This window comes from Novosphingobium sp. DS6-6 (genome assembly GCF_057784975.1).
Genome location: NZ_JBYNTS010000013.1, coordinates 12,109 through 36,028, shown reverse-complemented (window position 1 = coordinate 36,028; position 23,920 = coordinate 12,109). Strand labels below are relative to the sequence as shown.

Sequence of the window (23,920 nt, the reverse complement as noted above, 5' to 3'; positions counted from 1 at the left end):
GCAATGGCCCCATGCGCAATGGCCTGCGCGGATGTCAGCCGTTGGCGGCGCGATCCTGATTGCTGCTTTCGGGCGCGGGGCCGCGTGGCTCGTGTTCGCCGCCCGCCAGCAGGCTCTCCTGGGCAAGCGAGGCCCTCACGGTCTGTGCATCCTGCGGCTGGCCATAAAGGAACCCCTGGCCCTTGAACGAGCCCAGCTTGCGCAGTTCGCGCAGCACGCCCTCGGTCTCGATGCCTTCGGCCGTCAGCGGCAGCGCCAGGCCCTGGCCCAGCGAAGTGATCGCCGCGACGATCGTGGCGCTGTCCTTGCAGCTATCGAGCGTGGAGATGAAGCTGCGATCGATCTTGATGCGATCGAACGGCAGCGAGCGGAGCTGGGCGATCGAACTGTATCCCGTGCCGAAATCGTCGAGACTGACGCGGATGCCCTGGTTCTTGAGGCTGGCGACGAGCGAGCGCACCAGTGGCAGGTTTTCGTGCAGGCAGGTTTCGGTGATTTCCACATCCAGCCGGTGGGGCGGAAAATTGGCCTCGACCAGAAGCTTGAGCAGGCGCTGGGCGAACCACGGGTCGCGCAGCTGCAAAGGCGAGATGTTGACCGAGAGTGTCAGCGAAGAATCCCAGTCACGCGCATCGGCCAGGGCCTGGCGGATCAGATTTTCGGACAGTTCGGCGATCACGCCGATTTCCTCGGCCACGGGGATGAATACGTCGGGCGCGATCAGGCCATGACGCGGCGATTGCCACCGCGCGAGCATTTCAAAGCCGGAAAGGCGGCCGGTATCGATGTCGATCTGCTTTTCGTAATAGGGTACGAATTCGCCGCGCGCGATGCCCTCGCGAATGCCGCTTTCCAGCTCGGCGCGAAACCGCAGCTCCTTTTCCATGGCCGGATCGAACCAGCAGAACCGGTTACGCCCCCCGCTTTTGGCCTGGTACATCGCCAGATCGGCATGGTGCTGCAGACGCGCGGTCACTTTCGCGTCGTCAGCATCGGCCGGGATCAACGCGCCGTCACTGCGGGCCAGGCCGATCGAACCGGATATCTCCACTTCGCATTCGGGCAGGATCACCGGCTCTGCCAGCGCGGCGTTGAGCTGGCTGGCCACGTGTTCCACCAGGGCCGGGCGCGCCGGATCGAAGCGCATCGCGCAAGTGAACTCGTCGCCGCCGATGCGGGCGATGATCGTGCCTTGGGGCAGGATGGCACGCAGCCGGCCGGCCGTTGCCACCAGCACCGCATCGCCGGTCTGGTGACCGTGAAGATCGTTGGCGCGCTTGAACTTGTCGAGATCGATCATCAGCAAGGCGACCGCATCACCCTGCGCGCGGGCATCGTGCACGAGCGTTTCGATAGCGGCGTCCAGGCTGCGACGGTTGAGGCAGCCGGTAAGCGGATCGGTGAAAGCCAGGGTGCGGGCGGTCTGTTCGGCCCGGCGGCGCTCGCGCACTTCGCTGGTCAGTTCCACGTAACGGCGCCAGCCGAAAATGATCAACGCGATGTTGAGCAGAAGGGCATTGGCAAGAACCGCATCGACGCTGGCTTCCCCGAACAGCGCATGGCGCACCACCCGGGTCAGCACGGCAGAGCCCGACCCGACGAAAAGGATGATCGCTGCGGTAATGATGCCCAGCGCAATGACATCGCGTTCGGCGCGGGCGAATCCCGGCTGTCCGGATGCGGGTTTACCGCCGTCAATTACCGCGCTTGCCATACCCATACCTGTACGTGTCGCCCCCGGGTGACCTGGAAGGCCCCTCTGTTTCCCGCTCCGGGAACTTTTATGGCGGGCTATTGAAATATTGGTTAAGGCCGCCCGTCCGCCGGAAACGCGGCTTTTCCCGTCGCGCCGGGGTTGCAATCCGGCAGGGTGGCGGGTATGGGCCGCGCTCTGCATGGGCGGGCAGTTGCCGGCCCCGGCGCAGATTCGTTTCGTACGCCTCTTGTCGATGGCGCACGCTGGTCGGCGAGGTTTCGCCCACCGGCGTTTTTCGCGTTATCGGTCCGTGGCGTCTGTTTTGGCATTGGAGCAGCGCGTGTTCGACAGTCTTTCCGACCGGCTTGGCGGTGTATTCGACCGCCTGCGCGGGCGCGGCGCGCTTTCCGAGGACGACGTGCGCGCCGCCATGCGCGAAGTGCGCATTGCCTTGCTGGAGGCCGACGTGGCCCTGCCGGTGGTGCGCCGCTTCATCGACCGCGTGACCGAGCAGGCGATAGGCCAGTCGGTGCTCCGGTCGGTGACGCCCGGGCAGCAGGTCGTCAAGATCGTCAACGATGCCCTGGTCGAAATGCTGGGCAGCGAGACGGCCGACCTCGACCTTGCGGCAACCCCGCCGGTGGTGATCATGATGGTCGGCCTGCAGGGTTCGGGCAAGACCACCAGCACGGCCAAGATCGGCAAGCTGATCAAGGAAAAGCGCGGTAAGAAGGTGTTGATGGCGTCGCTCGACGTCAATCGTCCGGCCGCGCAGGAGCAGCTCAAGGTGCTGGGCGAGCAGGCCGGCGTTGCCACCCTGCCGATCGTGCCGGGGCAGTCTCCGGTGGAGATCGCCACCCGCGCGGTGCATGCGGCCAGGCTTCAGGCGGTGGACGTACTGCTGCTCGATACCGCCGGGCGCCTCCATGTCGATCAGGCGCTGATGAGCGAAATGAAGGCCGTGGCCGCCATTTCGGTGCCGAAGGAAACCCTGCTCGTCGTCGACTCGCTGACCGGCCAGGACGCGGTCAACGTGGCGCAGGCCTTTGCCGGTGAAGTCGATCTGACCGGCGTGGTGCTGACCCGCATGGACGGCGATGCCCGCGGCGGCGCGGCGCTTTCCATGCGCGCGGTGACGGGCAAGCCGATCAAGTTCGCCGCCACGGGCGAAAAGCTCGACGCCATCGAACAGTTCCAGCCCGAGCGCGTGGCGGGCCGCATCCTGGGCATGGGCGATATCGTCTCGATCGTCGAAAAGGCGGCCGCGACGATCCAGCACGACGAAGCCGAAAAGCTTGCCGCGCGCATGGCCAAGGGCCAGTTCGACATGAACGACCTGCGCATGCAGCTGCAGCAGATGCAGCGCATGGGCGGCCTCGGCGCGCTTGCCGGCCTGATGCCCGGCATGAAAAAGGCCAAGCAGGCGATGGCCGCGTCGGGCATGGACGACAAGGTGTTGCTGCACATGGATGCGATCATCGGATCGATGACGATCAAGGAACGCGCCAGGCCCGAACTGCTCAATGCCAAGCGCAAGATCCGCGTGGCCAAGGGATCGGGCACGACCGTGCAGGACGTCAACAAACTTCTGAAAATGCATATGGAAATGGCCAAGGCCATGAAGCAGATCAAGAAGATGGGTGGCCTCAAGGGCCTGGGGGCGCTGTTCGGCAAGGGCGGCCTTGGCGCGGCCATGCCGGGGCTTGACCAGATGGGCGGCCTTGGTGGTGGCCTGAGCGGTATGGGCGGCGGTGGTATGGGCGGCGGCGGTGCCGGTGGCCTGCCGGGGCTGGGCAATGGTGGCCTGCCCTCCAATCTGGCGGACCTGCTCAAGAAGAAATGATTTTTTGCGGATTTTGCGTTTAGTCGAAAGGTAATCGAATGTCTGTTTCTCTGCGTCTGTCGCGTGGCGGTTCCAAGAAGCGCCCCTATTACAAGATCGTCGCGTCCAACAGCCGCGCCCCGCGCGATGGCAAGTATCTTGAACAGGTGGGCACCTACAATCCGCTGCTTGGCAAGGACGCCGCGGATCGCGTGCGCCTGGTCGAGGACCGCGTGCGCTACTGGCTTGGCGTTGGCGCCCAGCCGACCGATCGCGTTGCCCGCCTGCTGGACAAGGCCGGCATCAAGGAGCGCGCCGCCACCAGCAACCCGCAAAAGGGTGAGCCCGGCAAGAAGGCCAAGGAACGCGCCGAGGACAAGGCTGAAAAGGCTGCCACTGCGGCCGAAGCCGCCGCCGCTGCCAGCGCCGAACCGACGGCTGACGCTGCCGAAACCGCTGAAGCCCCGGAAGCCACAGAAGCCACCGAAGCCTGAGGCTGAAACCGGCGACATGACGCACGATCGCCCGGTCACGCTTGCCGCCATCGCCGGCGCGCATGGCGTGGCCGGCGAAGTGCGTCTCAAGCTGTTTGGAGACGGCGTGGCCGCGTTGAAAGCTTACAAGGCGTTCAACGGCGGCACGCTTACGCTGCAAAAACTGCGCGACGACGGCAAGGGTGGCGCGATCGCGCGCTTTGCCGAAGTGACCACGCGCAACGCCGCCGAAGCCCTGCGCGGGACCGCGCTCACCGTGCCGCGCTCGGCCCTGCCGCCGCTTGGCGAGGGCGAGTATTATCACGCCGACCTGATCGGACTGCCCGCCCATTCCACCGACGGCACCGTGCTCGGCACCTGCGTGGGCGTGGACAACTATGGCGCGGGCGACGTGCTTGATATCGAACGCCCCGACGGCAAACGCTTCATGGTGCCCATGCGCGTGGAAGCCGTGCCGGAGTGGAATGCAAGCCGCCTGGTGATTGACGCACTTTACGCGGAATAGTATATCCGCTCGGGATATATGGAGGCTGTGACGGCGGAGCAATTCACGGTCCGAAGCTTCAAGTCCGGCAATTCGGTGGCCCTGCGCCTGCCAAAGGGGCTTGGCATCGAGGCGGGCGAGGAACTCGTCGTGGTTCCGCATGCCGATGGCAGCATGACCGCCTGGCGGAAAGCGCAATCGCGAGAGGCTTTCCTGCGGCTTTTCGGCAGCGTGTCCGAAGGCTTCATGGCGCAGGGGCGCGGCGATACCGAGCAGGGCGGCTATGACTGGCCCGAAACGGACTGGCCCGAAACGCCCGGGCATCCCGCAGCAGCCTGATGTACCTGCTCGACACCAACGCCTGCATCGATTTTCTGGCCGGGCGCAGCGAGCCACTCGCCGCGCGCATGGGTGAGAATTTCGGCAAGCTGTTCGTTTCCATGATATCGGTTGCGGAATTGATGGCCGGCATCCGCACTTCGACCGATCCTGGGCGGGATGCACAGAAGATCGATATCTTCGTGGCCGGCGTGGCAAAGCTCGATTTCGACATGGCCTGCGCGCGGCGCCATGGCGAGATCGTGCGTGCCATTGGCGTGCGGGGCAAAAGCTTTGATCGGCTTGTCGGGGTTCAGGCTGTGCATCACGGACTGACGCTGGTGACGCGCAATGCGCGCGATTTTGCCGATGTGCCGGGGTTGAAGATCGAGAACTGGGCGGAGTGATGATTGCGCTGTCTGTCTTGGCCGGCCTTTTTGGAATTCTGCTGGCGTTTCAGTTTATTGTTATGCGCATAGTGGCGGGGAAGCGTCCGAGTTGGTCGGTGCGTCGCCTGGTGGGTTTGGGGATTGCACTCGTTCCAATGGCCCTAACCTTGTTGTGGTTAGTGGGATTGATTGCGCTATTGGCACAACCTTCCGGTTCTCTTGATGATGCACCGCAGCGCTCGTTTGCCGTGCTGACGCCTCTGTCGTTGCTTATAATGTTGATTGCCGCGCCAAGTGGTGGAATGGCCGGCTGGCATGCTGGACGGTGCCACCCACGGCTTGAACCGCACGACACGTTTTCGTGATGTGTCGCTGTCAGGCAGCGAAATCGAACGAGAATTTTCCATGACCTTCCACGCTGCCGTTCTCACGCTATATCCCGAGATGTTTCCCGGGCCGCTGGGGGTGAGCCTGGCGGGGCGGGCGCTGGCGGAGGGCAAGTGGACGCTCGATCCCGTGCAAATCAGGGATTTTGCCGCCGACAGGCATCGCACCGTGGACGATACGCCGGCCGGTGGCGGGGCGGGGATGGTATTGCGCGTGGATGTGCTGGCCAGGGCGATCGACCATGCGCGCGAGATGATGGCGGAAAAGATCCTCCCTGATGCGGGGAGGGGGGCCAGAGCTGCAGGCGGTGGTGGAGGGGACTCTCCGCCTGAAACGGCGCTTGAGGATGCGAATCCCCTCCACCAGCCTGTGACTGGCCCCCCTCTCCGGGGCGGGGGGGAAACACCCGTCATCGCCATGACACCGCGCGGGCGACCATTGACGCAGGCGCGGGTGCGCGAACTGGCGGCGGGGCCGGGGGTGATCGTGGTGTGCGGGCGGTTCGAGGGGTTTGACGAGCGCATTTTCGCAGGGCGGCAGGTGGAGGAAGTCTCGGTTGGCGACATTATCCTTTCGGGTGGCGAATGTGCCGCGCTGATGCTGCTGGATGCTTGCATTCGCCTGCTTCCCGGCGTAATGGGCGCGGCTTCCAGTGGGCATGAAGAGTCGTTCGAAAACGGGCTGCTCGAATATCCCCACTATACCCGCCCCCAGGAATGGGAAGGGCGCACGATCCCGCAAGTGCTGCGATCGGGGGATCATGCGAAGATCGCTGCCTGGCGCCAAGCCGTGGCAGAGAACGATACACGGTTACGCAGGCCGGACCTTTGGGAGCGCCATGTCGGCGTTCGGGCCCAGCCTGCCTCTGGCGCGCGGCAAAAAGTGCAGGACGTTTGAAAAATGAACCTGATTCAGCAGCTTGAAGCTGAAGCCATCGCCGAATTCAAGGCGAACAAGTCCATTCCCGAATTCCGCGCCGGCGACACCGTCCGTGTGGGCGTGCGCGTTGTCGAAGGCGACCGCACCCGCGTTCAGGCCTATGAAGGCGTGGTGATCGCGCGTTCCAACCGTGGCCTGGGCTCGAACTTCACCGTGCGCAAGATTTCGTTCGGCGAAGGCGTGGAGCGCGTGTTCCCGCTCTATTCGCCCAACATCGATTCGATTACCGTCGTCCGTCGGGGCGTGGTGCGTCGTGCGAAGCTTTATTACCTTCGCGGCCGCACCGGCAAAAGCGCCCGCATTGCCGAACGGCGCGAAGTACGCGCCGGCCAGGAAGGCTGAGAAGCCACCGCCGCGACACGGAAAAGACCGTGAGAAAGGCGTCCTGGCAGATCCGCCAGGGCGCCTTTTTTGCTTATCGGGAACAGCCCATTGCCATGCGTTTTCGTCTCTCCCTGCTGGCCGCGGCGCTCGCCTGTGCGCCCGCTTGTGCTGATGCCGCCCCGGCGGACGCCCCGCCCGTGACCGCGGCCCGGTCCCCGGCGCTGACGTTCGAGCGCGTTTTCGCCAGCCCTTCGCTTAACGGGCCGAGCCCGCGCGGCGTGCAGGTTTCGCCCGACGGGCGTTATCTCACTTTGCTCAGGAACCGCAGCGACGACCGCCAGCGATTCGACCTGTGGGGCTTCGACCGCCAGACCGGCACATGGTCGATGCTGGTCGATTCGCTCAAGCTCTCGTCCGGCCGCGTGCTGAGCGAGGCGGAAAAGATGCAACGTGAGCGCCAGCGCATCGGCGATCTGAAAGGCATCGTCAGCTATGACTGGGCCAGCGATAGCAAGAGCGTGCTGGTTCCCCTCGATGGCGATCTGCTGCTTGCCGGGCTCGATGGCACGGTGCGCCGCATTGGCGGCACGACGGGCAACGAACTGAACCCGCGCCTGGGACCGCTGGCAAAGCATCTGGCTTTCGTGCGCGACCGGCGGCTGTGGACCGCGCCGGTGGATGGCAAGGATGCGCCGCGTGCGATCACCCCTGCGGAAACCGCCGATACCGTGCACTGGGGCGAAGCCGAATTCGTGGCCCAGGAAGAGCTTGGCCGCATGACCGGATTCTGGTGGGCGCCCGATGAACAGCGCCTGGCGGTGGAACGGTTCGACGAGGCGGCGGTGGGCGTGGTAACGCGTGCGGCGATCGGGGCCGACGGTACGCGTACTTACGACCAGCGCTATCCCGCCGCAGGGCAGGCCAATGCCGATGTCTCGCTGTGGCTGATGGACGCCGATGGTGACCACCGGGTGCCGGTGGATCTTGGCGCCGGCCTCGATCAAGGCGGCCAGGACATCTATCTGGCGCGGGTCGACTGGGCGCGCGATGGCAAGACGCTCTATGTCCAGCGGCTCAACCGCGCGCAGACCAGGCTCGACATGCTGGCTGTCGACCCGGCGACGGGCAGCGCGCGCATGCTGTTTACCGAGCGGGCGCGCGAGAAGAGCTGGATCAACCTGTCCAGCAATTATCGTTTCCTGCAGGACGGCAGCCTGATCTGGTGGTCGGAACGCGATGGCTTTGGCCATCTCTATCATTTCAGCAACGGGAAGTGGCGGCAGCTTACCAGCGGCGACTGGGTAGTGACCGATCTGGTCGGCGTGGACCAGAAGGCCGGGCGCGTGTTCTTTGCCGGCACCCGCGATGACGTGCTGGCCGGCCAGATCTATGCCCTGTCGCTGAAGAATCCCGAAAAGATCACGCGGCTGACCGACCCTGCCTTCGACAACGCGGCAAGCATGGACAGCAAGGGGCGGACTCTCATCGTCACGCGCAGCGCCGACACGCAGCCGCCGCAATCCTATCTGGCCGACGCGGACGGCAAGCGCCTGGCCTGGATCGAGGAAAACAGGCTGGATGGCGGCCACGCCTATGCCCCCTATCTGGCGGCGCATCGCCCGGCCACTTTCGGCACGATCCCCGCTGCCGACGGCACGCCGTTGCACTACATGATGATTGCCCCGCCGATGGAAGCCGGCAGACGTTACCCGGTGTTCACGTTTCATTACGGCGGCCCCAGCGCCAACGTGGTGCACAAGGGATGGCAGGGTGCGCTGGCCCAGGCGATCGTCGCCAAGGGCTATATCTATTTCGCGCTGGACAATCGCGGGTCGGAAAACCGCGGCGTCGATTTCGCCAGCCCGATCTGGCATGCGATGGGCACGGTGGAAGTGGAAGACCAGCTCGCCGGCGCGCAATGGCTGAAACGCCAGTCCTATGTAGACCCGGCGCGGGTGAGCACGTTCGGCTGGTCCTATGGCGGCTACATGACGATCAAGATGCTGGAAGCGCATCCCGGTGTCTGGGCGGCGGGCATTGCCGTCGCGCCCGTTACCCGGTGGGAGCTTTACGATACGGCCTATACCGAGCGTTACCTGGGCAATCCGCAAGAGGTTCCCGAGGTTTACCGGGCGGCCGGCGCGCTGGAGCAGACCGGGCAGATCCGCGATCCGCTGCTGCTGGTGCATGGCATGGCCGATGACAACGTGGTGTTCGAGAACAGTTCGGTGCTGATCGCCAGGATGCAGGCGCAGGCCGTGCCGTTCGAAATGATGCTCTATCCTGGCTATACCCACCGTATCAGCGGGCCCAAGGTAAGCCAGCATCTTTACGAAACCATGTTCCGCTTCCTCGACAGGAACGGTGCAGGGACAGGCAAATGACACGTTTCCAGGGCAATAGGCCCTTTCGCTTGGCTGGTTGGCACCAGCCGCTAAGGAACGGGCGCGCGCAAGGCGCCCGCAAGGGAGTGTAAGTTACCATGGGTTATCGGGTTGTAGTGGTGGGTGCGACGGGCAATGTCGGCCGCGAGATGCTCAACATCCTGGCCGAGCGCGAATTCCCGATCGACGAGATCGCCGCGCTGGCCTCTTCGCGCTCGCAGGGGACCGAGATCGATTTCGGCGAGACCGGCAGGAAGCTGAAAGTCCAGAACGTCGAGCATTTCGATTTCACCGGCTGGGACATCGCGCTGTTCGCCGCAGGCTCGGCGCCGACCAAGATCTATGCGCCCAAGGCCGCTGCGCAAGGTTGCGTGGTGATCGACAACTCGTCGCTCTACCGCATGGACCCGGACGTGCCGCTGATCGTGCCCGAAGTGAACCCCGACGCGATCGACGGCTATACCGCGCGCAACATCATTGCCAATCCCAACTGCTCGACCGCGCAGATGGTGGTGGCGCTCAAGCCGCTGCACGACAAGGCCAGGATCAAGCGGGTGGTCGTCGCCACCTATCAATCGGTTTCCGGTGCCGGCAAGGACGGCATGGACGAGCTGTTCGAACAGAGCCGTGCGATCTTCGTGGGTGACCAGGTGGAGCCCAGAAAGTTCACCAAGCAGATCGCGTTCAACGTGATCCCGCACATCGACACGTTCCTGGACGATGGATCGACCAAGGAAGAGTGGAAGATGGTGGCCGAAACCAAGAAGATCCTCGATCCGAAAATCAAGGTGACGGCAACCTGCGTGCGCGTGCCGGTGTTCATCGGCCATTCCGAGGCGATCAATCTCGAATTCGAAGACGAGATTTCGGCAACCGAAGCCCAGGACATCCTGCGTGAGGCACCGGGCGTCATGCTGGTCGATAAGCGCGAGAACGGCGGCTATGTCACGCCGATCGAATGCGTGGGCGATTATGCCACGTATGTCTCGCGCGTGCGCGAAGACCCGACGGTTGATTCCGGCCTGTCGTTGTGGTGCGTTTCCGACAACCTGCGCAAGGGCGCCGCGCTCAATGCCGTGCAGATCGCCGAATTGCTGGGGCGCCGGCATCTGAAGAAAGGCTGAGCGGGCCACAGCCAGCGTGAAAAGCCCCGGTACCCGCAAGTCACCGGGGCTTTTCGACCGCCTTTGCAAGAAGCGATCTGCCTTACTGGCTGATCCGCGTCGTCGTCGTCACCGTGCCGGCCGCCGAAGCTGTACGGCGCGCGGTTTTCTTGACGGTCACTTTCTTGGCAGGCGCGCGGGCAGCGCCCTGTGTGGTCACGGTGGTTTCGACCGTGGCCGGCGCGGGCTGCGGGGCCGTCAGTGCCACGGCTGCTGCCTGGCGGGCGGCGGCGGCATCGGCGGCAGACGACTGCGCCGCAACGGCGGCAGCGTCGGCCCGGGCGTTGGCCGCGTCAGCCTGCTGCTGCGCCACGGCGGCCTGCGTCTGCGCATTGGCGACAGCGGCGGCTGCAGCCGCCTGGTTGTCCGCCATTTCGGCCTTGCGCTTCTGCAAGAGGCCGATTGCGGTATCGGCAAGCGCCTGCGCGCGGATCGCCTCGTCGATCGCTTCGGGCTTCTGGCCTGCCGCCAGATTTTCCCTGGCATGGGCGAGCGCCGCCTTGGCTTCGGCGGTTTCGCCCGGATGATATTCCGCGGTGCCGAGCTGTTCGGCCGTGTCGATCTTGGCCTGGGCCGCGGCAATCGCCTGGCGGGCGCGTTCCGCCTTGCCGGCGGCGTGGGCAGGTGCCGAGTAACCGGCGATCAGTGCGCTGGCCGCCAGCAACGGCGCGACAAGCTTCGTCTTGGTCATGGGACCTCTCCATCTGTGGTGGGCATTGCAGCCATCGTGGGCGGAGAACCGCAACGCGGGCCGAACCGTTCCCCCGGCTTTTCGCTTTGTCTCCAGGGCGGGGCAGGCGGGCGCGGCGCCGTTTTCGGGGTGCGGTGAGCCGTTGGCGGCCGTGGTGTCAGGCGCGCCGCAAAAGAAAGAATGCCAACCCCCAAACTAGAGATTGATGCATCAGGCATTGCCCAGGCACACTCTGCCCCCGTATGGCCGCAGGCCAAGGGTCGGACCGGTCCTTGCACGTTGCGGGAGGCATAATGCTGGAACACTTCGACGCCCTGCATGCGGTTGCCGGCTTGCTGGTCGGCACGCTGGTGGGCCTTACGGGTGTGGGCGGCGGCTCGCTGATGACGCCGATCCTGGTGCTGATCTTCGGGGTCAATCCCGGAACGGCGGTGGGCACCGACCTGCTGTTCGCCTCGATCACCAAAGTGGTCGGTTCGGCGGTGCACGGCAAGCGTGCCAGCGTGGACTGGCGCATCGTGGCGCGGCTCGCTTCTGGCAGCGTGCCGGCGGCGGTGATCACTCTGGCGGTCATTTCCAGCCTGGGCAAGCCGCCGGAAGCCGCCAACAAGATCATGTTGCTGGTGTTGGGCGTGATGTTGATCCTCACTTCGCTGGCAACGCTGTTCCAAAAGCAGATCGCCGCTTTCGCGCGCCACCGCGAAAGCGAGGATGCAGCCGCTGCTCGTGCGCCGTGGGCCACGGTGCTGCTGGGCATGATGCTGGGGGTGGCGGTTACGCTGTCGTCCGTCGGCGCCGGCGCCATCGGGGTGACGGCGCTGCTTCTGCTTTATCCCGGTCTGCGCGTCGGCCGCATCGTGGGCAGCGACATCGCCCACGCCGTGCCGCTGACACTGGTCGGCGGCTTTGGCCATTGGCTTATGGGCGGCGTCAACCTGCCGTTGCTGGGGGCCTTGCTTCTGGGCTCCATTCCCGGCGTGATCATCGGCAGCCTGTTGTCCACCCGCGCACCGGATCGTATTCTGCGCCCGGCGCTTGCCGCGGTACTGCTGGTTTCCGGGATTCGGTTGCTGAGCTGATGGAACAGACCACCACTTCGTTCGAAAGTTTCGATGGCGCCATGCTGGCGCTGCACGAGATTGCCGCTCAGGCGGGGGCGGGGGCGGGGCGGCCGGTCGTCCTGCTGCATGGCCTGTTTTCCTCGGCCGAAATCAACTGGATCAAGTTCGGCACGGCCGCGCGGCTGGCGCAGGCCGGCTTCCGTTGCCTGATGCCCGATCTGCGCGCCCATGGGCAAAGCGCGGCCCCGCATGCGCCGGATGCCTATCCCGCCGATGTGCTGGTTCGCGATGTGCAGGCCCTGATCGGGCATCTGGGCCTCGATGCGTTCGATCTGGTGGGCTTTTCGCTGGGCGCGCGCACGGCGGCACGAGCCGTGATCGCCGGAATGGCCCCGCGCCGCCTGGTGCTGGCCGGCATGGGGCTGGAAGGGTTGGCGGGCTGGAACCGCCGCATGGCCTTCTTCCGTGACGTGATCGACCGGTTCGGCACGATCCGACCGGGCGATCCGGCCTATCTCTCGCAACAGTTCCTGAAAAGCAGCGGTGTGGACCGCGTGGCGGCGCGCCTGCTGCTGGGGGCCATGGAAGATACCGAGCCGGCCGCGCTGGCCGCCATCACCATGCCCACGCTGGTCTTGTGCGGAGACCAGGACAACGACAACGGTTCGGCCGACAAGCTGGCCGAGGTTTTGCCCGATGCGCGCCGGGCCACCATTCCCGGCACGCACCTGGGCTGTGTCACCCGGCCCGAACTGGGCGCGGAACTGGTTTCGTTTTTGGCCGGATCAGCTTGACCTGCCGATAGTTGGACGGCACCCAGCAGCCATGACCGGCCAGGGCCGGCACCCGCTTAGGGAGTGTTCGTTCATGAAAACTTTCGTTTCCACCCTTGCGCTTGCGGCGGCCGCACTGGGCGCACCAGTCGCGCAAGCCGCCACGATCGCCGCGCCTGCTGCGGCAACCCCGGCCGATGTCGATGCCTGGCTGGCCCAGGCGGACAAGGCCTTTGCCGCCCAGACCGTTGCGGCCGGCCGTGCCGACTGGGTTTATGAAACCTATATCAACGGCGATACGGCGCAGATCACTGCCGATGCCGGTGCGGCGACCAGCACGCTTCAGGTTGCCCAGGCCAAACAGGCCGCGGACTTTGCCAGGGTCCCGGGGCTTTCGCCCGAAACGCTGCGCAAGCTGACGATGATCCGCACCCAGATCACCAGCCCGGCGCCTTCGACGCCCGGTGCGGCGGAGGAGTTTTCCGCGCTGGAGGCGCGTGTTCAGGGGATCTACGGCAAAGGTCATGGCACGCTGCGCGGCCAGCCGATCAACGGCAGCGATATCGAGGAAGCGATGGCCACCAATCGCAACCCGGAAGAGCTGAAGGAAATGTGGCTGTCATGGCACGACAACGTCGGCACGCCGATGAAGGCGGACTATGCCCGGATGGTCGAAATTGCCAACGCCGGCGCGCGCGAACTCGGTTATGCCGATACCGGTGCCCTGTGGCGCGCCAACTATGACATGAGCCCCGACCAGTTCGCCGCGCTGACGGAAAAGATCTGGGGCGAAGTGCGCCCGCTCTATCAGCAGTTGCACTGCTATGTCCGCGGCAAGCTGAATGCCAAGTATGGCGATGCGGTGCAGCCTGGCAAGGGGCCGATCCGCGCCGATCTGCTGGGCAACATGTGGGCACAGCAGTGGGGCGGCATCTATGACATCGCCGTGCCGCAGGGCGTGGGCGACATCGGCTATGACCTGACCGGCCTGCTCAGGGACAAGGGTTATGACGCGATCAGGATGGTGAAGGCCGGGGAAGGCTTCTATACCTCGCTGGGGTTCAAGCCCCTGCCGGCCACGTTCTGGCAGCGTTCGCAGTTCACCAAGCCCCGCGATCGCGATGTCGTTTGCCATGCCTCGGCCTGGGACATCGACAATGTCGACGATCTGCGCATCAAGATGTGCATCAAGGTGGACGCAACCGATTTCGCGACGATCCACCACGAACTGGGCCACAACTTCTATCAGCGCGCCTACAATATCCAGCCTTCGCGCTGGTACATGGAAGGGGCCAACGACGGCTTCCACGAGGCGATCGGCGATACCATGGCGCTGTCGATCACGCCCGATTACCTGGTCAAGCTGGGCCTGCTCGATCCGGCCAAGGTGCCGGGGCCGGACAAGGATATCGGCCTTTTGCTCCATCAGGCGATGGACAAGGTGGCGTTCCTGCCTTTCGGTCTGTTGATCGACCGCTGGCGCTGGGGCGTCTTTTCCGGCCAGATCGCGCCGGCCGATTACGAAAAGGCCTGGAACGACATGCGCCTGTCCTATCAGGGCGTGGTGCCACCGGGGCCACGTGGAGCCGACGCCTTTGACCCCGGCGCGAAATACCATGTGCCGGCCGGCGTGCCTTATACCCGCTATTTTCTGGCCGCTATCCTGCAATTCCAGTTCTACGAGGCCGCTTGCAGGGAAGCGGGCTGGAAGGGACCGCTGCATCGTTGCAGCTTCTACGGCAACGCCAGGGTGGGTGCCAAACTCGATGCGATGCTCAAGATGGGTGCGTCGAAGCCGTGGCCCGACGCGCTGGAAGCGTTCGCCGGTACGCGCACGATGAGCGGCGATGCCATGCTGCGCTATTTCGCGCCGTTGTCTGCCTGGCTGAGGAAGCAGAACGCCGGGAAGGACTGCGGCTGGTAAGCCCGGCCGCATCAGGGATCATTGCCGCCGGAAGAGGGCGGGACTCGCTGAAGGGTCCCGCCCTTTTTCATGTCCGCGCTCTAAAGAGCTGGCAGCGCTGTGAATTTACCGGCTTGCCAGCATGGGGCGAATATGAGACCGTGATGTCAATAAATAAGTATGCATAAAGAGGATGCCGGGATGGAGATTAAACTCCCTGCCATAGCCTGTGCTGTCGTTGGCGGCGTCATGATCGCCACCGCGCCGTCTGCGCGGGCGGAAACGGTTTCGGCGATGACGCCGGCCAGCGTCGTCACCGCGCTCAAGGCGCAGGGCTATGATGCCGTGTTGAGTCAGGACCCGTCCGGCGATCCGCTGGTTACCGCGACCATCGGCAACTGGCGTTCGCAAGTGGTGTTCTACGATTGCAACGACGTGACTCACGGCGCCTGCCAGTCACTGCAATTTTCCAGCAGTTTTCATCCCGAACGGCCGTTCGATGCCGAAAAGGCGGTAGCTTTTGTCAACGCCAACCGTTTTGGCGCCGTCTCCGTCGCGGCGGACAAGTCGGTGACCGTTTCATGGGATGTCATCACCGGCAGCGGGATCGATACCTCGGTCTTTGCGATGGTCGTCAAATCCTATCGCATGGCGCTCGATACGATCGGCAGCGAAGTGTTTCCCACTACCGGCCACCCGCAATTGGCCAGCATCGCGCGCTGACCTCTTTTCATTGGCTTACCGGAACGGCGGCTCGTTGAACGCGCGCAACTTGCGGCTGTGCAGCCGCTCGCCTTCGGCGCGCAGCAGAGCGCAGGCGGTCGTGCCGATTTCAAGGTGGGCGGCAATCGCTTCCTCGTAGAACCGGTTGGCCTGGCCTGGCAGCTTGATTTCGCCGTGCAGCGGCTTGTCCGACACGCATAGCAGCGTGCCATAGGGCACGCGGAACCGATAGCCCTGCGCGGCGATCGTGGCGCTTTCCATGTCGATCCCCACCGCCCGGCTCAGGCTGAGGCGGCGGGCGGAATGGGCATAGCGCAGTTCCCAGTTGCGATCGTCGGTGGTCACGATCGTGCCGGTGCGCATGCGGGTCTTGAGATCGGCGCCGCCGCTGCCGCTGACTACTTCGGCCGCCTGGGCCAGCGCAACCTGCACTTCGGCAATGGCCGGCACGGGAATTTCCGGCGGCAGCACATCGTCAAGCACGTGGTCATCGCGCAGATAGGCGTGGGCCAGCACATAGTCGCCGATCTTCTGGGTGGGGCGCAGCCCGCCGCAGTGGCCGATCATCAACCAGGCTTCGGGGCGCAGCACGGCCAGGTGATCGCACACCGTCTTGGCATTGGACGGGCCGACCCCGATGTTGACCAGCGTGATGCCGGAACGATCGGGGCGGATCAGGTGATAGGCCGGCATCTGATGGCGCCGCCAGGCCGTGTCCGACAGCCGGTCACGCGCGTTGGGCGTATGGGCGTCCAGGGCAAGGCCCCCCGCGCCGGTCAGCGCGACGAAATCGTCCTGCCCCAGTTGCCGCCCGGCCCAGTCGACGAATTCGTCGACATAGCGGTGATAGTTGGTGAACAGGATATAGCGCTGGAAATCCGCCGGGTTGGTGCCGGTATAGTGCGCCAGACGCGCCAGGCTGAAATCCGTGCGCAGCCCGTCGAACAGGGCGAGCGGCGCGGCACCGGTGCCGCCATCCAGGCTGGGATCGAGCGCATCGGCGATTTCGTCGCCAATATGCGCGAGGTCCGTCGTCGGGAAATACATGGCCAGTTCGTTGGGCGAAACGGTGCCGAAGCCCAGGCTGCCATCGACGACATAGGGAAAGGGGATTTCCTGCGTCGACGTGGTCACTTCCAGCGTGACGTCGTAATCCACCATCAGCAGGCCCAGCTGCTCTGCCAGGTAATCGGCAAACAGCGTGGGGCGGGTGATCGTCGTCGCATAAGTGCCGGGCCGCGTCAGGCGGCCGAACGCGCGCCCGGCCGCGGTGCCGTGGCTGACCCCGGAAAAGTGCAGCCGCAGTTCGGGATAGCAATAGACCCCGGCCCGGCGCGCAGCAGGATCAGGCAATGTGCCATCCGCGATATAGCGGGTGATATCGGCCCTCAACCGCGCGCAGGCCGCATCGTGGCGGTCTGTCAGTTCGGCGATGATGGCGGAAGGAGAGGCGGCGGTGAAAGTTTCGCTTGCGGTCATCCAGCCGGTTTAGCGCAGCTTGGTGACAGCGCAAGGGCACGCGGCACCAAGAAAAAAGGCGCCCCGCCGGGACGCCTTTTTTTGCCGATACCGGAACGGCAGGAAAGGATCAGGCCTGCGCCTCGCCCTCTTCCAGCAGCTCGGCCGGGATCTCGCCCGGTTCGGCATTGGGATCATATTCTTCGGTAAAGCCGCCGGTCTCGCCTTCGAACATGGCGTCGATCACGTCGACACCCTTCGACTGCAGCTCGGCCTCGTCGGCAGAGCGGGCGACGTTGACCTTGACGTTGACCGACACTTCGGGGTGCAGGGATACGCGCACGTCGAACACGCCGATGCTCTTGATCGGGCGTTCGAGCACGATCATCGACTTGCTGACCTTGGCGCCGGCAGCGACCAGGGCTTCGACGATATCGCGCACCGAAACCGAACCATAAAGCTGGCCGGAATTGGACGAGGCGCGGATGAGCACCACTTCCTTGCCTTCCACCGAGCCGGCTTCGGCCCGGGCCTCGTCGCGGCGAGCGGCGTTTTCGGCCTCGATACGGGCGCGGTTGGCTTCGAAAACCTTGCGGTTGGCGGCGTTGGCGCGCAGCGCCTTCTTGTTCGGCAACAGGAAGTTGCGGGCGTAGCCGTCCTTGACGGACACTTCATCGCCGATGTGGCCGAGCTTTTCGATGCGCTCGAGCAGGATGATCTGCATGGCTGGCGCTCCTTACTTCACGATGTAGGGCAGGAGGCCGATGTGCCGGGCGCGCTTGATCGCCTGGCTCAGCTCACGCTGCTTCTTGGCCGAAACGGCGGTGATGCGCGACGGGACGATCTTGCCACGTTCGGACATGAAGCCCTGAAGCAGGCGCACGTCCTTGTAGTCGATCTTCGGAGCGTTCTTGCCCGAAAACGGGCAGCTCTTGCGACGGCGGAAAAACGGACGAGCCATGGCTTATTCCCCTTCGCGTTCGCGGCGGCGGCTGCGCTCGCGGTCGTTCTTGCGCATCATCACCGACGGGCCGGCTTCGTGTTCTTCGACGCGCACGGTCATGAAGCGGATGACGTCTTCGTTGATCGCGGTCTGGCGTTCCAGCTCGGCCACGACGCCCGCGGGAGCATCGATGTTGAGCATCACGAAATGCGCCTTGCGGTTCTTCTGGATCTTGTAAGCCAGCGAACGGAGACCCCAGGTTTCCGTCTTGGTGACTTTGCCCTGGTTCGATTCCACGATTTCGGTGGCGGTAGCGGCAAGCGCATCGACCTGAGCCTGGCTCAGATCCTGGCGCGCCAGAAACACATGCTCGTAAAGCGGCATGCTTCGCGTCCTTTATCAGTCTAACCGATCGCTGGCTTGTCCGCGGGATTGCGGGGCCCCTCCGGCTTTCTTCGGGTTTCCCGCGGCGATTCGCCGGCCGGGAGAGTGGCCCTTAGCCGTTCCCGGCCGGAATGCAAGACGTTCAGCCCGTAATGGCCGCGCCATCCGCCCGTCTGCGCGCGCCCGGGCGCTGCCCGCTGAACACCACCGAAAACACCGGCACGCGCCGCACCGCCAGGAACAGCAGGATCGAAAGGCCCAGCACCAGCACGCTGAGCGCCATCCATTGCACGGTGGGAAAAGGCCAGCTTGCCGCACCGAGCCTGACGATCGCCAGGATCGTCAGCATCGTCACGATCATGTGGAACAGGTAGATCGTCATCGCCCCGTCGACCAGGAACGAGACGGCACGGCTGGGGCGGTCGAACAGCCGGGCCAGCATGCGGAAGACGGCTAGCGACACGGCATAGCTCAGCGCACTGGCCAGCGCCCCGTCGAGCACGCGCAGCGGCGGGGAGAGATCGGGCGGCCAGCCCAGATGCGGGCGCACCAGCGGATCGAGCAGGAAGTGCCCCAGCAGCAGCGGCGCCGACACGATCCATGGCCAGCGGCCTTCGAATGCGAAAAGACGGTTGCCCAGCGCCAGCCGCCAGCCCAGCGCACCCAGCGTGAAAGCAGGCAGATACTGGCAATAACGCAGCAGGAGTTCCTGTTCGAAAACGGCTTCGTTATCCTGCAGGCCCAGCATCTGGGCTGCCCAGGCCAGCCACGCACCCCAGGCCGCGAGCGCCGCAAGCGCAACCACCCAGGTGCCGCGATCGAGCCCCAGCAGCAGGCGCCAGACGCTGTCGGGCACCCGGGCGCGGGCCGGGCGCAGGGCATAGGTGAAGACAAAGCCGAGGAGGACGATAAGGAACCACAGGTGCTCGAAAGCCAGTGGCCAGCCATAGAGACCCGGCGCCCACAGGTCCGAAAGCGCGACTTTCAGATAGTACTGGATCACCGCCAGGCTGGCGATGCTGGCGATGAGCGGCACGGCCACGCGCAGCATCCGGTCTTTCAGCCAGGGCAGGCGCCCGCGCCGTGCGCTGGCCATGCCCGAAAAATAGCCGGCGAGGATGAAGAAGGCCGACATGCGGAACGTGTGGATCAGCGAAAGGCCGATCCCCAGCAGCGGGTTGGCCACCCAAGCGGGCAGGCCGGGCGACAGCACCATCGTGGCCGTAGTGCCTACGTGATAGGGAATGCCCAGCAGCAGCAGCATGGCACGCGCCGCATCGAGATGATGAAGGCGTTGCATCATCAGAGACGCGGGGCGGGCGGGGCAGGGCGCATGGCCTGCCCCTAACTGCCCCGCGCCCGCGCGTCTATCGTCAAGCAGCGCGCTGCGTCCGATCGTTTGCTGCGGGCGCCGCATCGGCGGGCCGCATATCGGCCAGGGGCGCGGTATCGGCCATGTCGCGCATGCGGCCCATGGCCATGCGCCGATGATGGCCGACAGCGAAATCGCTGATCAGCGCGGCAAACACGGCCTCGTGCAGCGGGTGATCGAATTCCAGGCCCGACGTCATCGGTTCGGACCAGGCGATGAACGCCAGCTTGGGTTTCAACCCCGGCAGCATAAGCGTGATGGGCTCGCCGATGCGCTGCTTTGCCAGCCCCTCGATCCGCGCGCCGTATGGCGTCAGGTCCTTGAGCATGACCGTGCCGCGCACCGCCCCATGCTTGATCCGCACTGGCATCTGCACGCCGATCCGGGGAAAGCGGCGGGTTTGCGCTTCGTCTGCAGACATTGTGGCAGACGCGCCGGGGCCACCCTCACGCAACGCGGATTCGCTCAATTCCTGCTTGCGAAACATGATGTTCTCCGTTGCAAGGTGCGTCGTGCAACGGAAGAACGGCAACGGTGCCGAGCCTTTCAGAGCGGAAAAGCAATAAGGATAGCTGCGTAGCGTGGGGTTAACTTCTGGCAGCGTCCAACTGCTTTTGCACCAGCGCAATGGCCGCGGCGATGGCCGCTTCACGGCCCAGCGCAGACGTGTCGAGCAGCGCCGCATCGGGTGCCTGACGCAACGGTGCGGTGGCGCGGCCGGCATCGCGGGCATCGCGGGCGGCCAGGTCCGCTTCGATCTCTTCCCGGCTGACGCTGCGGCCCTGCGCCGTCATTTCCGCCCAGCGGCGCAGCGCGCGGGCAGCGACGCTGGCGGTGACGAACAGCTTGGCCTGGGCATGCGGCGCGATCACCGTGGCGATATCGCGCCCGTCGAGCACGGCGCCGCCGGGCTGATCGGCAAAGGCCTGCTGCCGCGCCAGCAGGGCGGCCCGCACCCCCGGGTGGATCGATACCCGGCTGGCAAGCCCGCCGGTCTGTTCGGAGCGCAGTTCGGGATCGGCAAGCAGGTTTTCGGGAAAGGCCGTCGCGGCCAGGGCGGCGGCAGGATCGTCGGGGTCGCCGCCGTTCAGCGCCACCTGGCGGCCCACGGCCCGGTAGAGCAGGCCGGTATCGAGGTGCGGCAGCCCGAAATGGGCGGCGAGCGCGCGGGCGATCGTGCCTTTGCCCGAGGCGGTCGGGCCGTCGATGGCGATGATCGTCATGATCGTTTTCCTTGCTCGCGCACCGGAATCATTGCCCGGTGGCCGTGGCGATCAGTTGTTCGAACGCGGGAAAACTGGTGGCGATGGGGCGGGTGTCGTCCACCTCCACGCCATTGGCGCTGGCAAGGCCAGCCACGGCCATGGCCATGGCGATGCGATGATCGAGATGCGTCGCCACCGGCTGGTCGGCACTGCCGCGCAGCGGTTCTCCGCCGCTGCCGTCGATGATCAGGCCGTCTTCGGTTTCGAGAACCCGCGCGCCGGCCTGTTCCAGCGCCACGCGCATCACCGTGATCCGGTCCGATTCCTTCACGCGCAATTCTTCCAGCCCGCGCGTGACGGTGCGGCCGCCGGCATGGGCAGCGGCGACGAACAGCACGGGAAATTCATCGACCATGCTGGGCACGACTGCCGGATCGACATCGATGGCCGAAAGGACCGATGCACGCACGCGCAGGTCTGCCACCGGCTCACCGCCCACGTCGCGACGGTCGAGTTCCTCGATGTTGCCGCCCATCTGGCGCAGTACGTCGAACAGCCCGGCGCGGGTGGGATTGAGGCCGACGTTTTCGATCACCAGATCCGATCCCGGCACGATGAGGGCCGCCACCACGAAGAATGCGGCAGACGAAGGATCACCCGGCACGGTGATCGCCTGCGGCTGCAGGTCGGCCTCGCCACGCAGGCGGATCACGCGTGCGCCGTCCGCCGCGATGTCGACCGACAGATCGGCGCCGAAGCCCTTGAGCATCCGTTCGGAATGGTCGCGGGTGGGCACCGGCTCAACCACCGTGGTGATCCCCGGCGTGTTGAGCCCTGCGAGAAGCACCGCGCTTTTGACCTGCGCCGAGGCGATCGGCAGGCGGTAGGTGAGCGGAACCGGCGTTGTCGCGCCTTCGACGAGCAACGGCAGGCGCCCGCCGGGATAGGCGGTGAAGCGCGCGCCCGCCTGCGACAGCGGATCGATCACCCGGCCCATCGGCCGCCGCGACAGGCTGGCATCGCCAATGAAGCAGGTGGTGATGGGATGGCTGGCAACCAGGCCCATGAGCAGGCGGGTGGACGTGCCCGAATTGCCCATGTCGAGCGCACCCGCCGGTTGCAGCAGGCCGCCCACGCCAACCCCCGCCACCAGCCAGTCGCCATCCGGCTGGCGTTCGATAGCGGCGCCCATGGCCCGCATGGCCGCAGCAGTGGACAGCACGTCTTCACCTTCGAGCAGGCCGGTCACGCGGGTTTCGCCCACCGCCAGCGCGCCCAGCATGATCGAGCGGTGGCTGATCGACTTGTCGCCCGGCACGCGAATCCGGCCCTTGAGTGGCCCCTGGGCAGCAAAGCGGCGAGGGCGCATGAGGGCGGGATCGGCGTGGCTGCTCAAGAGATCGCTCTTTCCTGCTTGCAAAAGGAAGCTGCAAAAACGCGCGGCTTTTGACAGCGCGCGGCCACTATGGCAAGGCGCGCGCCGCCGTCTGTGTTGTGCACGCTTGATTTCCGGGCGATGCGCCCCCAAGAGGCTTTTTTGGTTTCGGTCCGTGCCACGGCAGCGGGCGAACTTTTCGAGGATTTTTCATGGTCAAGCCTGAATGGGGCGCCAAGCATAGCTGTCCGAAATGCGGCACCCGCTTTTACGACCTCGGTAATGCCGATCCGGTAACGTGCGTTGAATGCAAGTATGCCTGGCATCCCGAGCCGGTGCTGAAATCCAAGCAGCCGATTCCTTATGAGGAAATTCAGAAGGAGAAGGTCGAAAGCGTTGCGGACGTCGATCTGGCCGACGAGGATCTGGACATCGACGATGACGGCGATTCGCCCGACAACGATGTGGATCTGGGCGGTGACGACGATCTGGGCGTCGGCGCGCACGACGGCGAGGACGAAGAGAACTGACGCGATGGCACCGGCCGCCGCGCGTGTCCCTGCGACAGGTGCGGCCGGCCCGGGCGAAAAATACCCGGCAGCCCAAAAAAGGCTCTTGTCAGTCGCAAGCCCGTCCCTTAGAGGCGCGGCTTCCGCCGGCTGTCGCCACGGGCAGGGTGCCTCCCAGGGCGTCCTGGCAGATATCTTGGGGCCGTAGCTCAGCTGGGAGAGCGCTACAATGGCATTGTAGAGGTCAGGGGTTCGATCCCCCTCGGCTCCACCATTCTGCATAAGCCTTTGTTTTTTATCGAGGATGTGATCCTCACCGCGTTGCCGGAACACGTGGGGCCGTAGCTCAGCTGGGAGAGCGCTACAATGGCATTGTAGAGGTCAGGGGTTCGATCCCCCTCGGCTCCACCAGTCCTCTCCCCGAAATAGCCCCACAGATCACCGGGCTTTTCGCGTCCCATCAGGCTTTTCGCGTCCAGCGGCCTATTCGCGTTCGGGCACCGGCACATTGAAGCCGTTGAGCGTGACCGAGACCATCGCATAGAGCCCGACCAGGAAAATCAGCTCGTTGGCCCCGTCCTGGCCGAACGTCTTGACCGCCAGGGCATAGACCGGCTCGGGCAGCACGCCGCCGCGCACCAGAGCATAGGCAAGATCGAATGCCACGCTTTCATCGGGCGCGAGGTCGGCCGGCTTGAGATCGGCTGTCAGCGTCGCCAGGCGCTCGGCGCTCATGCCTTCCTTTTCAGCCACGGCGACATGGGCATAGATTTCGTAAGCCGCGTCGAACCGCGCGCCGACAGCCAGGATCACCACCTGCCGCACGCGATCGGGCACGGTGGCTTCTGCCGTCAGCGCCAGCGTCAGATCCCAGATCGCCTTGCCGATGCGCGGGGAATGCAGCCAGGGATTCCATGGTCCCATCAGCGCGCCGGTTTCGTCGATGGCCTTGAACGCATTGAAATTACCGGCAATGCCCTGGCGCATCGCCTCGTAAAGCGGTTTCTGCTCGTCGGTAAGATCGGATGGGGGGATCAGCGGTAAGCGCATCGGCATTCCCTTTGTGCAGTGCAACAGGTCCCCCTCGCGTAATCCGCCCGCTGTTTGACAACGCGGTTACAGA

At 65.0% G+C, this 23,920-nt stretch carries 26 protein-coding genes and 2 tRNA genes; 17 read left to right on the top strand and 11 right to left on the bottom strand.

Annotated features, from left to right (window positions below; all coding sequences use genetic code 11):
- Positions 1 to 34 precede the first annotated feature (34 nt).
- Positions 35 to 1,714: a putative bifunctional diguanylate cyclase/phosphodiesterase gene (locus AC3EDY_RS13990; protein ID WP_488573115.1), complete on the bottom strand. Its 1,680-nt coding sequence runs from the start codon at positions 1,712 to 1,714 to the stop codon at positions 35 to 37.
- A gap of 322 nt (positions 1,715 to 2,036) precedes the next feature.
- Here AC3EDY_RS13990 and ffh point away from each other — a divergent pair, with 322 nt between their 5' ends.
- The 10 genes from ffh (at position 2,037) to AC3EDY_RS13940 (ending at position 10,361) form a co-directional block, all read left to right on the top strand.
- Positions 2,037 to 3,539, top strand: coding sequence for a signal recognition particle protein (gene ffh / locus AC3EDY_RS13985; RefSeq protein ID WP_488573161.1), 1,503 nt, complete (start codon positions 2,037 to 2,039; stop codon positions 3,537 to 3,539).
- A 38-nt stretch (positions 3,540 to 3,577) separates the two neighbouring features.
- Entirely contained in the window at positions 3,578 to 4,012 is a 435-nt protein-coding gene (gene rpsP / locus AC3EDY_RS13980; RefSeq protein ID WP_488573114.1) for a 30S ribosomal protein S16, read from the top strand.
- Between the two features lie 16 nt (positions 4,013 to 4,028).
- Positions 4,029 to 4,517: a ribosome maturation factor RimM gene (gene rimM, locus AC3EDY_RS13975; protein WP_488573113.1), complete on the top strand. Its 489-nt coding sequence runs from the start codon at positions 4,029 to 4,031 to the stop codon at positions 4,515 to 4,517.
- Between the two features lie 27 nt (positions 4,518 to 4,544).
- Positions 4,545 to 4,835: an AbrB/MazE/SpoVT family DNA-binding domain-containing protein gene (locus AC3EDY_RS13970; protein ID WP_488573112.1), complete on the top strand. Its 291-nt coding sequence runs from the start codon at positions 4,545 to 4,547 to the stop codon at positions 4,833 to 4,835.
- The gene (locus AC3EDY_RS13965) at positions 4,835 to 5,221 is read left to right on the top strand and encodes a PIN domain-containing protein (protein ID WP_488573111.1); all 387 of its coding nucleotides are present in this window, start codon (positions 4,835 to 4,837) and stop codon (positions 5,219 to 5,221) included. The genes AC3EDY_RS13970 and AC3EDY_RS13965 overlap by 1 nt, the downstream gene beginning before the upstream one ends.
- Positions 5,218 to 5,568, top strand: a complete 351-nt coding sequence (locus AC3EDY_RS13960; RefSeq protein WP_488573110.1) for a hypothetical protein — start codon at positions 5,218 to 5,220, stop codon at positions 5,566 to 5,568. The genes AC3EDY_RS13965 and AC3EDY_RS13960 overlap by 4 nt, the downstream gene beginning before the upstream one ends.
- A 40-nt stretch (positions 5,569 to 5,608) precedes the next feature.
- Positions 5,609 to 6,487 (top strand): tRNA (guanosine(37)-N1)-methyltransferase TrmD, encoded by an 879-nt coding sequence (gene trmD / locus AC3EDY_RS13955; protein WP_488573109.1) that lies wholly within the window; start codon positions 5,609 to 5,611, stop codon positions 6,485 to 6,487.
- Between the two features lie 3 nt (positions 6,488 to 6,490).
- Positions 6,491 to 6,871 carry a 50S ribosomal protein L19 gene (gene rplS / locus AC3EDY_RS13950; protein ID WP_488573108.1) on the top strand — a complete coding sequence of 127 codons (381 nt, stop codon included), beginning with the start codon at positions 6,491 to 6,493 and terminating at the stop codon, positions 6,869 to 6,871.
- Between the two features lie 95 nt (positions 6,872 to 6,966).
- Entirely contained in the window at positions 6,967 to 9,237 is a 2,271-nt protein-coding gene (locus tag AC3EDY_RS13945) for a S9 family peptidase (RefSeq protein WP_488573107.1), read from the top strand.
- A gap of 98 nt (positions 9,238 to 9,335) precedes the next feature.
- The gene (locus AC3EDY_RS13940) at positions 9,336 to 10,361 is read left to right on the top strand and encodes an aspartate-semialdehyde dehydrogenase (protein ID WP_488573106.1); all 1,026 of its coding nucleotides are present in this window, start codon (positions 9,336 to 9,338) and stop codon (positions 10,359 to 10,361) included.
- 82 nt (positions 10,362 to 10,443) lie between these two features.
- Here AC3EDY_RS13940 and AC3EDY_RS13935 read toward each other — a convergent pair whose 3' ends face one another.
- Complete coding sequence (locus tag AC3EDY_RS13935) at positions 10,444 to 11,091, bottom strand: hypothetical protein (protein WP_488573105.1); 648 nt, start codon at positions 11,089 to 11,091, stop codon at positions 10,444 to 10,446.
- Positions 11,092 to 11,384: 293 nt separating this feature from the next.
- Here AC3EDY_RS13935 and AC3EDY_RS13930 point away from each other — a divergent pair, with 293 nt between their 5' ends.
- The 4 genes from AC3EDY_RS13930 to AC3EDY_RS13915 all read left to right on the top strand — a co-directional run bounded on the left by AC3EDY_RS13930 (position 11,385) and on the right by AC3EDY_RS13915 (position 15,551).
- Positions 11,385 to 12,170 (top strand): sulfite exporter TauE/SafE family protein, encoded by a 786-nt coding sequence (locus AC3EDY_RS13930; RefSeq protein WP_488573104.1) that lies wholly within the window; start codon positions 11,385 to 11,387, stop codon positions 12,168 to 12,170.
- Positions 12,170 to 12,946, top strand: a complete 777-nt coding sequence (locus AC3EDY_RS13925; protein WP_488573103.1) for an alpha/beta fold hydrolase — start codon at positions 12,170 to 12,172, stop codon at positions 12,944 to 12,946. Before AC3EDY_RS13930 ends, AC3EDY_RS13925 begins: the two co-directional genes overlap by 1 nt.
- Before the next feature lie 73 nt (positions 12,947 to 13,019).
- Positions 13,020 to 14,849, top strand: coding sequence for a M2 family metallopeptidase (locus AC3EDY_RS13920; protein ID WP_488573102.1), 1,830 nt, complete (start codon positions 13,020 to 13,022; stop codon positions 14,847 to 14,849).
- Positions 14,850 to 15,029: 180 nt separating this feature from the next.
- The gene (locus tag AC3EDY_RS13915; RefSeq protein ID WP_488573101.1) at positions 15,030 to 15,551 is read left to right on the top strand and encodes a YbjN domain-containing protein; all 522 of its coding nucleotides are present in this window, start codon (positions 15,030 to 15,032) and stop codon (positions 15,549 to 15,551) included.
- 15 nt (positions 15,552 to 15,566) lie between these two features.
- Here AC3EDY_RS13915 and AC3EDY_RS13910 read toward each other — a convergent pair whose 3' ends face one another.
- The 8 genes from AC3EDY_RS13910 to aroA form a co-directional block, all read right to left on the bottom strand.
- Entirely contained in the window at positions 15,567 to 17,030 is a 1,464-nt protein-coding gene (locus AC3EDY_RS13910; protein ID WP_488573100.1) for an AMP nucleosidase, read from the bottom strand.
- Positions 17,031 to 17,139: 109 nt separating this feature from the next.
- Positions 17,140 to 17,733, bottom strand: a complete 594-nt coding sequence (gene rplI / locus AC3EDY_RS13905; RefSeq protein ID WP_488573099.1) for a 50S ribosomal protein L9 — start codon at positions 17,731 to 17,733, stop codon at positions 17,140 to 17,142.
- A gap of 12 nt (positions 17,734 to 17,745) precedes the next feature.
- Complete coding sequence (rpsR, locus tag AC3EDY_RS13900) at positions 17,746 to 17,970, bottom strand: 30S ribosomal protein S18 (RefSeq protein ID WP_011445073.1); 225 nt, start codon at positions 17,968 to 17,970, stop codon at positions 17,746 to 17,748.
- A gap of 3 nt (positions 17,971 to 17,973) precedes the next feature.
- On the bottom strand, positions 17,974 to 18,336 hold the full coding sequence (gene rpsF, locus AC3EDY_RS13895; RefSeq protein ID WP_488573098.1) for a 30S ribosomal protein S6: 363 nt from the start codon (positions 18,334 to 18,336) through the stop codon (positions 17,974 to 17,976).
- A gap of 142 nt (positions 18,337 to 18,478) precedes the next feature.
- Positions 18,479 to 19,639, bottom strand: coding sequence for an acyltransferase family protein (locus AC3EDY_RS13890; RefSeq protein ID WP_488573097.1), 1,161 nt, complete (start codon positions 19,637 to 19,639; stop codon positions 18,479 to 18,481).
- Between the two features lie 70 nt (positions 19,640 to 19,709).
- Positions 19,710 to 20,195 carry a PilZ domain-containing protein gene (locus AC3EDY_RS13885; protein ID WP_488573096.1) on the bottom strand — a complete coding sequence of 162 codons (486 nt, stop codon included), beginning with the start codon at positions 20,193 to 20,195 and terminating at the stop codon, positions 19,710 to 19,712.
- Between the two features lie 100 nt (positions 20,196 to 20,295).
- Positions 20,296 to 20,931 carry a (d)CMP kinase gene (locus AC3EDY_RS13880; protein WP_488573095.1) on the bottom strand — a complete coding sequence of 212 codons (636 nt, stop codon included), beginning with the start codon at positions 20,929 to 20,931 and terminating at the stop codon, positions 20,296 to 20,298.
- Between the two features lie 28 nt (positions 20,932 to 20,959).
- Positions 20,960 to 22,282 (bottom strand): 3-phosphoshikimate 1-carboxyvinyltransferase, encoded by a 1,323-nt coding sequence (gene aroA / locus AC3EDY_RS13875; protein ID WP_488573160.1) that lies wholly within the window; start codon positions 22,280 to 22,282, stop codon positions 20,960 to 20,962.
- A gap of 218 nt (positions 22,283 to 22,500) precedes the next feature.
- Between aroA and AC3EDY_RS13870 the strand changes: the two genes are divergently transcribed.
- The 3 genes from AC3EDY_RS13870 to AC3EDY_RS13860 all read left to right on the top strand — a co-directional run bounded on the left by AC3EDY_RS13870 (position 22,501) and on the right by AC3EDY_RS13860 (position 23,208).
- Positions 22,501 to 22,818, top strand: a complete 318-nt coding sequence (locus AC3EDY_RS13870) for an FYDLN acid domain-containing protein (RefSeq protein ID WP_488573094.1) — start codon at positions 22,501 to 22,503, stop codon at positions 22,816 to 22,818.
- Between the two features lie 177 nt (positions 22,819 to 22,995).
- Positions 22,996 to 23,071, top strand: a tRNA-Ala gene (locus AC3EDY_RS13865).
- Between the two features lie 61 nt (positions 23,072 to 23,132).
- Positions 23,133 to 23,208: transfer RNA gene (locus AC3EDY_RS13860), tRNA-Ala, on the top strand.
- A 72-nt stretch (positions 23,209 to 23,280) separates the two neighbouring features.
- Here AC3EDY_RS13860 and AC3EDY_RS13855 read toward each other — a convergent pair.
- Positions 23,281 to 23,847: a carboxymuconolactone decarboxylase family protein gene (locus AC3EDY_RS13855; protein WP_488573093.1), complete on the bottom strand. Its 567-nt coding sequence runs from the start codon at positions 23,845 to 23,847 to the stop codon at positions 23,281 to 23,283.
- Between the last annotated feature and the right edge of the window lie 73 nt (positions 23,848 to 23,920).

Excerpts from the sequence above, each read along its gene's own strand:
- AC3EDY_RS13915 (WP_488573101.1), top strand. The coding sequence starts at position 15,030 with ATGGAGATTAAACTCCCTGCCATAGCCTGTGCTGTCGTTGGCGGCGTC.
- AC3EDY_RS13885 (WP_488573096.1), bottom strand. The coding sequence starts at position 20,195 with ATGTTTCGCAAGCAGGAATTGAGCGAATCCGCGTTGCGTGAGGGTGGC.
- rpsR (WP_011445073.1), bottom strand. The coding sequence starts at position 17,970 with ATGGCTCGTCCGTTTTTCCGCCGTCGCAAGAGCTGCCCGTTTTCGGGC.
- AC3EDY_RS13945 (WP_488573107.1), top strand. The coding sequence starts at position 6,967 with ATGCGTTTTCGTCTCTCCCTGCTGGCCGCGGCGCTCGCCTGTGCGCCC.
- AC3EDY_RS13935 (WP_488573105.1), bottom strand. The coding sequence starts at position 11,091 with ATGACCAAGACGAAGCTTGTCGCGCCGTTGCTGGCGGCCAGCGCACTG.
- aroA (WP_488573160.1), bottom strand. The coding sequence starts at position 22,282 with ATGCGCCCTCGCCGCTTTGCTGCCCAGGGGCCACTCAAGGGCCGGATT.
- AC3EDY_RS13870 (WP_488573094.1), top strand. The coding sequence starts at position 22,501 with ATGGTCAAGCCTGAATGGGGCGCCAAGCATAGCTGTCCGAAATGCGGC.
- rplI (WP_488573099.1), bottom strand. The coding sequence starts at position 17,733 with ATGCAGATCATCCTGCTCGAGCGCATCGAAAAGCTCGGCCACATCGGC.
- AC3EDY_RS13925 (WP_488573103.1), top strand. The coding sequence starts at position 12,170 with ATGGAACAGACCACCACTTCGTTCGAAAGTTTCGATGGCGCCATGCTG.
- AC3EDY_RS13880 (WP_488573095.1), bottom strand. The coding sequence starts at position 20,931 with ATGACGATCATCGCCATCGACGGCCCGACCGCCTCGGGCAAAGGCACG.
- rpsP (WP_488573114.1), top strand. The coding sequence starts at position 3,578 with ATGTCTGTTTCTCTGCGTCTGTCGCGTGGCGGTTCCAAGAAGCGCCCC.
- AC3EDY_RS13965 (WP_488573111.1), top strand. The coding sequence starts at position 4,835 with ATGTACCTGCTCGACACCAACGCCTGCATCGATTTTCTGGCCGGGCGC.
- rimM (WP_488573113.1), top strand. The coding sequence starts at position 4,029 with ATGACGCACGATCGCCCGGTCACGCTTGCCGCCATCGCCGGCGCGCAT.
- rplS (WP_488573108.1), top strand. The coding sequence starts at position 6,491 with ATGAACCTGATTCAGCAGCTTGAAGCTGAAGCCATCGCCGAATTCAAG.
- trmD (WP_488573109.1), top strand. The coding sequence starts at position 5,609 with ATGACCTTCCACGCTGCCGTTCTCACGCTATATCCCGAGATGTTTCCC.
- AC3EDY_RS13890 (WP_488573097.1), bottom strand. The coding sequence starts at position 19,639 with ATGATGCAACGCCTTCATCATCTCGATGCGGCGCGTGCCATGCTGCTG.
- AC3EDY_RS13940 (WP_488573106.1), top strand. The coding sequence starts at position 9,336 with ATGGGTTATCGGGTTGTAGTGGTGGGTGCGACGGGCAATGTCGGCCGC.
- AC3EDY_RS13990 (WP_488573115.1), bottom strand. The coding sequence starts at position 1,714 with ATGGCAAGCGCGGTAATTGACGGCGGTAAACCCGCATCCGGACAGCCG.
- rpsF (WP_488573098.1), bottom strand. The coding sequence starts at position 18,336 with ATGCCGCTTTACGAGCATGTGTTTCTGGCGCGCCAGGATCTGAGCCAG.
- AC3EDY_RS13910 (WP_488573100.1), bottom strand. The coding sequence starts at position 17,030 with ATGACCGCAAGCGAAACTTTCACCGCCGCCTCTCCTTCCGCCATCATC.
- AC3EDY_RS13930 (WP_488573104.1), top strand. The coding sequence starts at position 11,385 with ATGCTGGAACACTTCGACGCCCTGCATGCGGTTGCCGGCTTGCTGGTC.
- AC3EDY_RS13855 (WP_488573093.1), bottom strand. The coding sequence starts at position 23,847 with ATGCGCTTACCGCTGATCCCCCCATCCGATCTTACCGACGAGCAGAAA.
- AC3EDY_RS13920 (WP_488573102.1), top strand. The coding sequence starts at position 13,020 with ATGAAAACTTTCGTTTCCACCCTTGCGCTTGCGGCGGCCGCACTGGGC.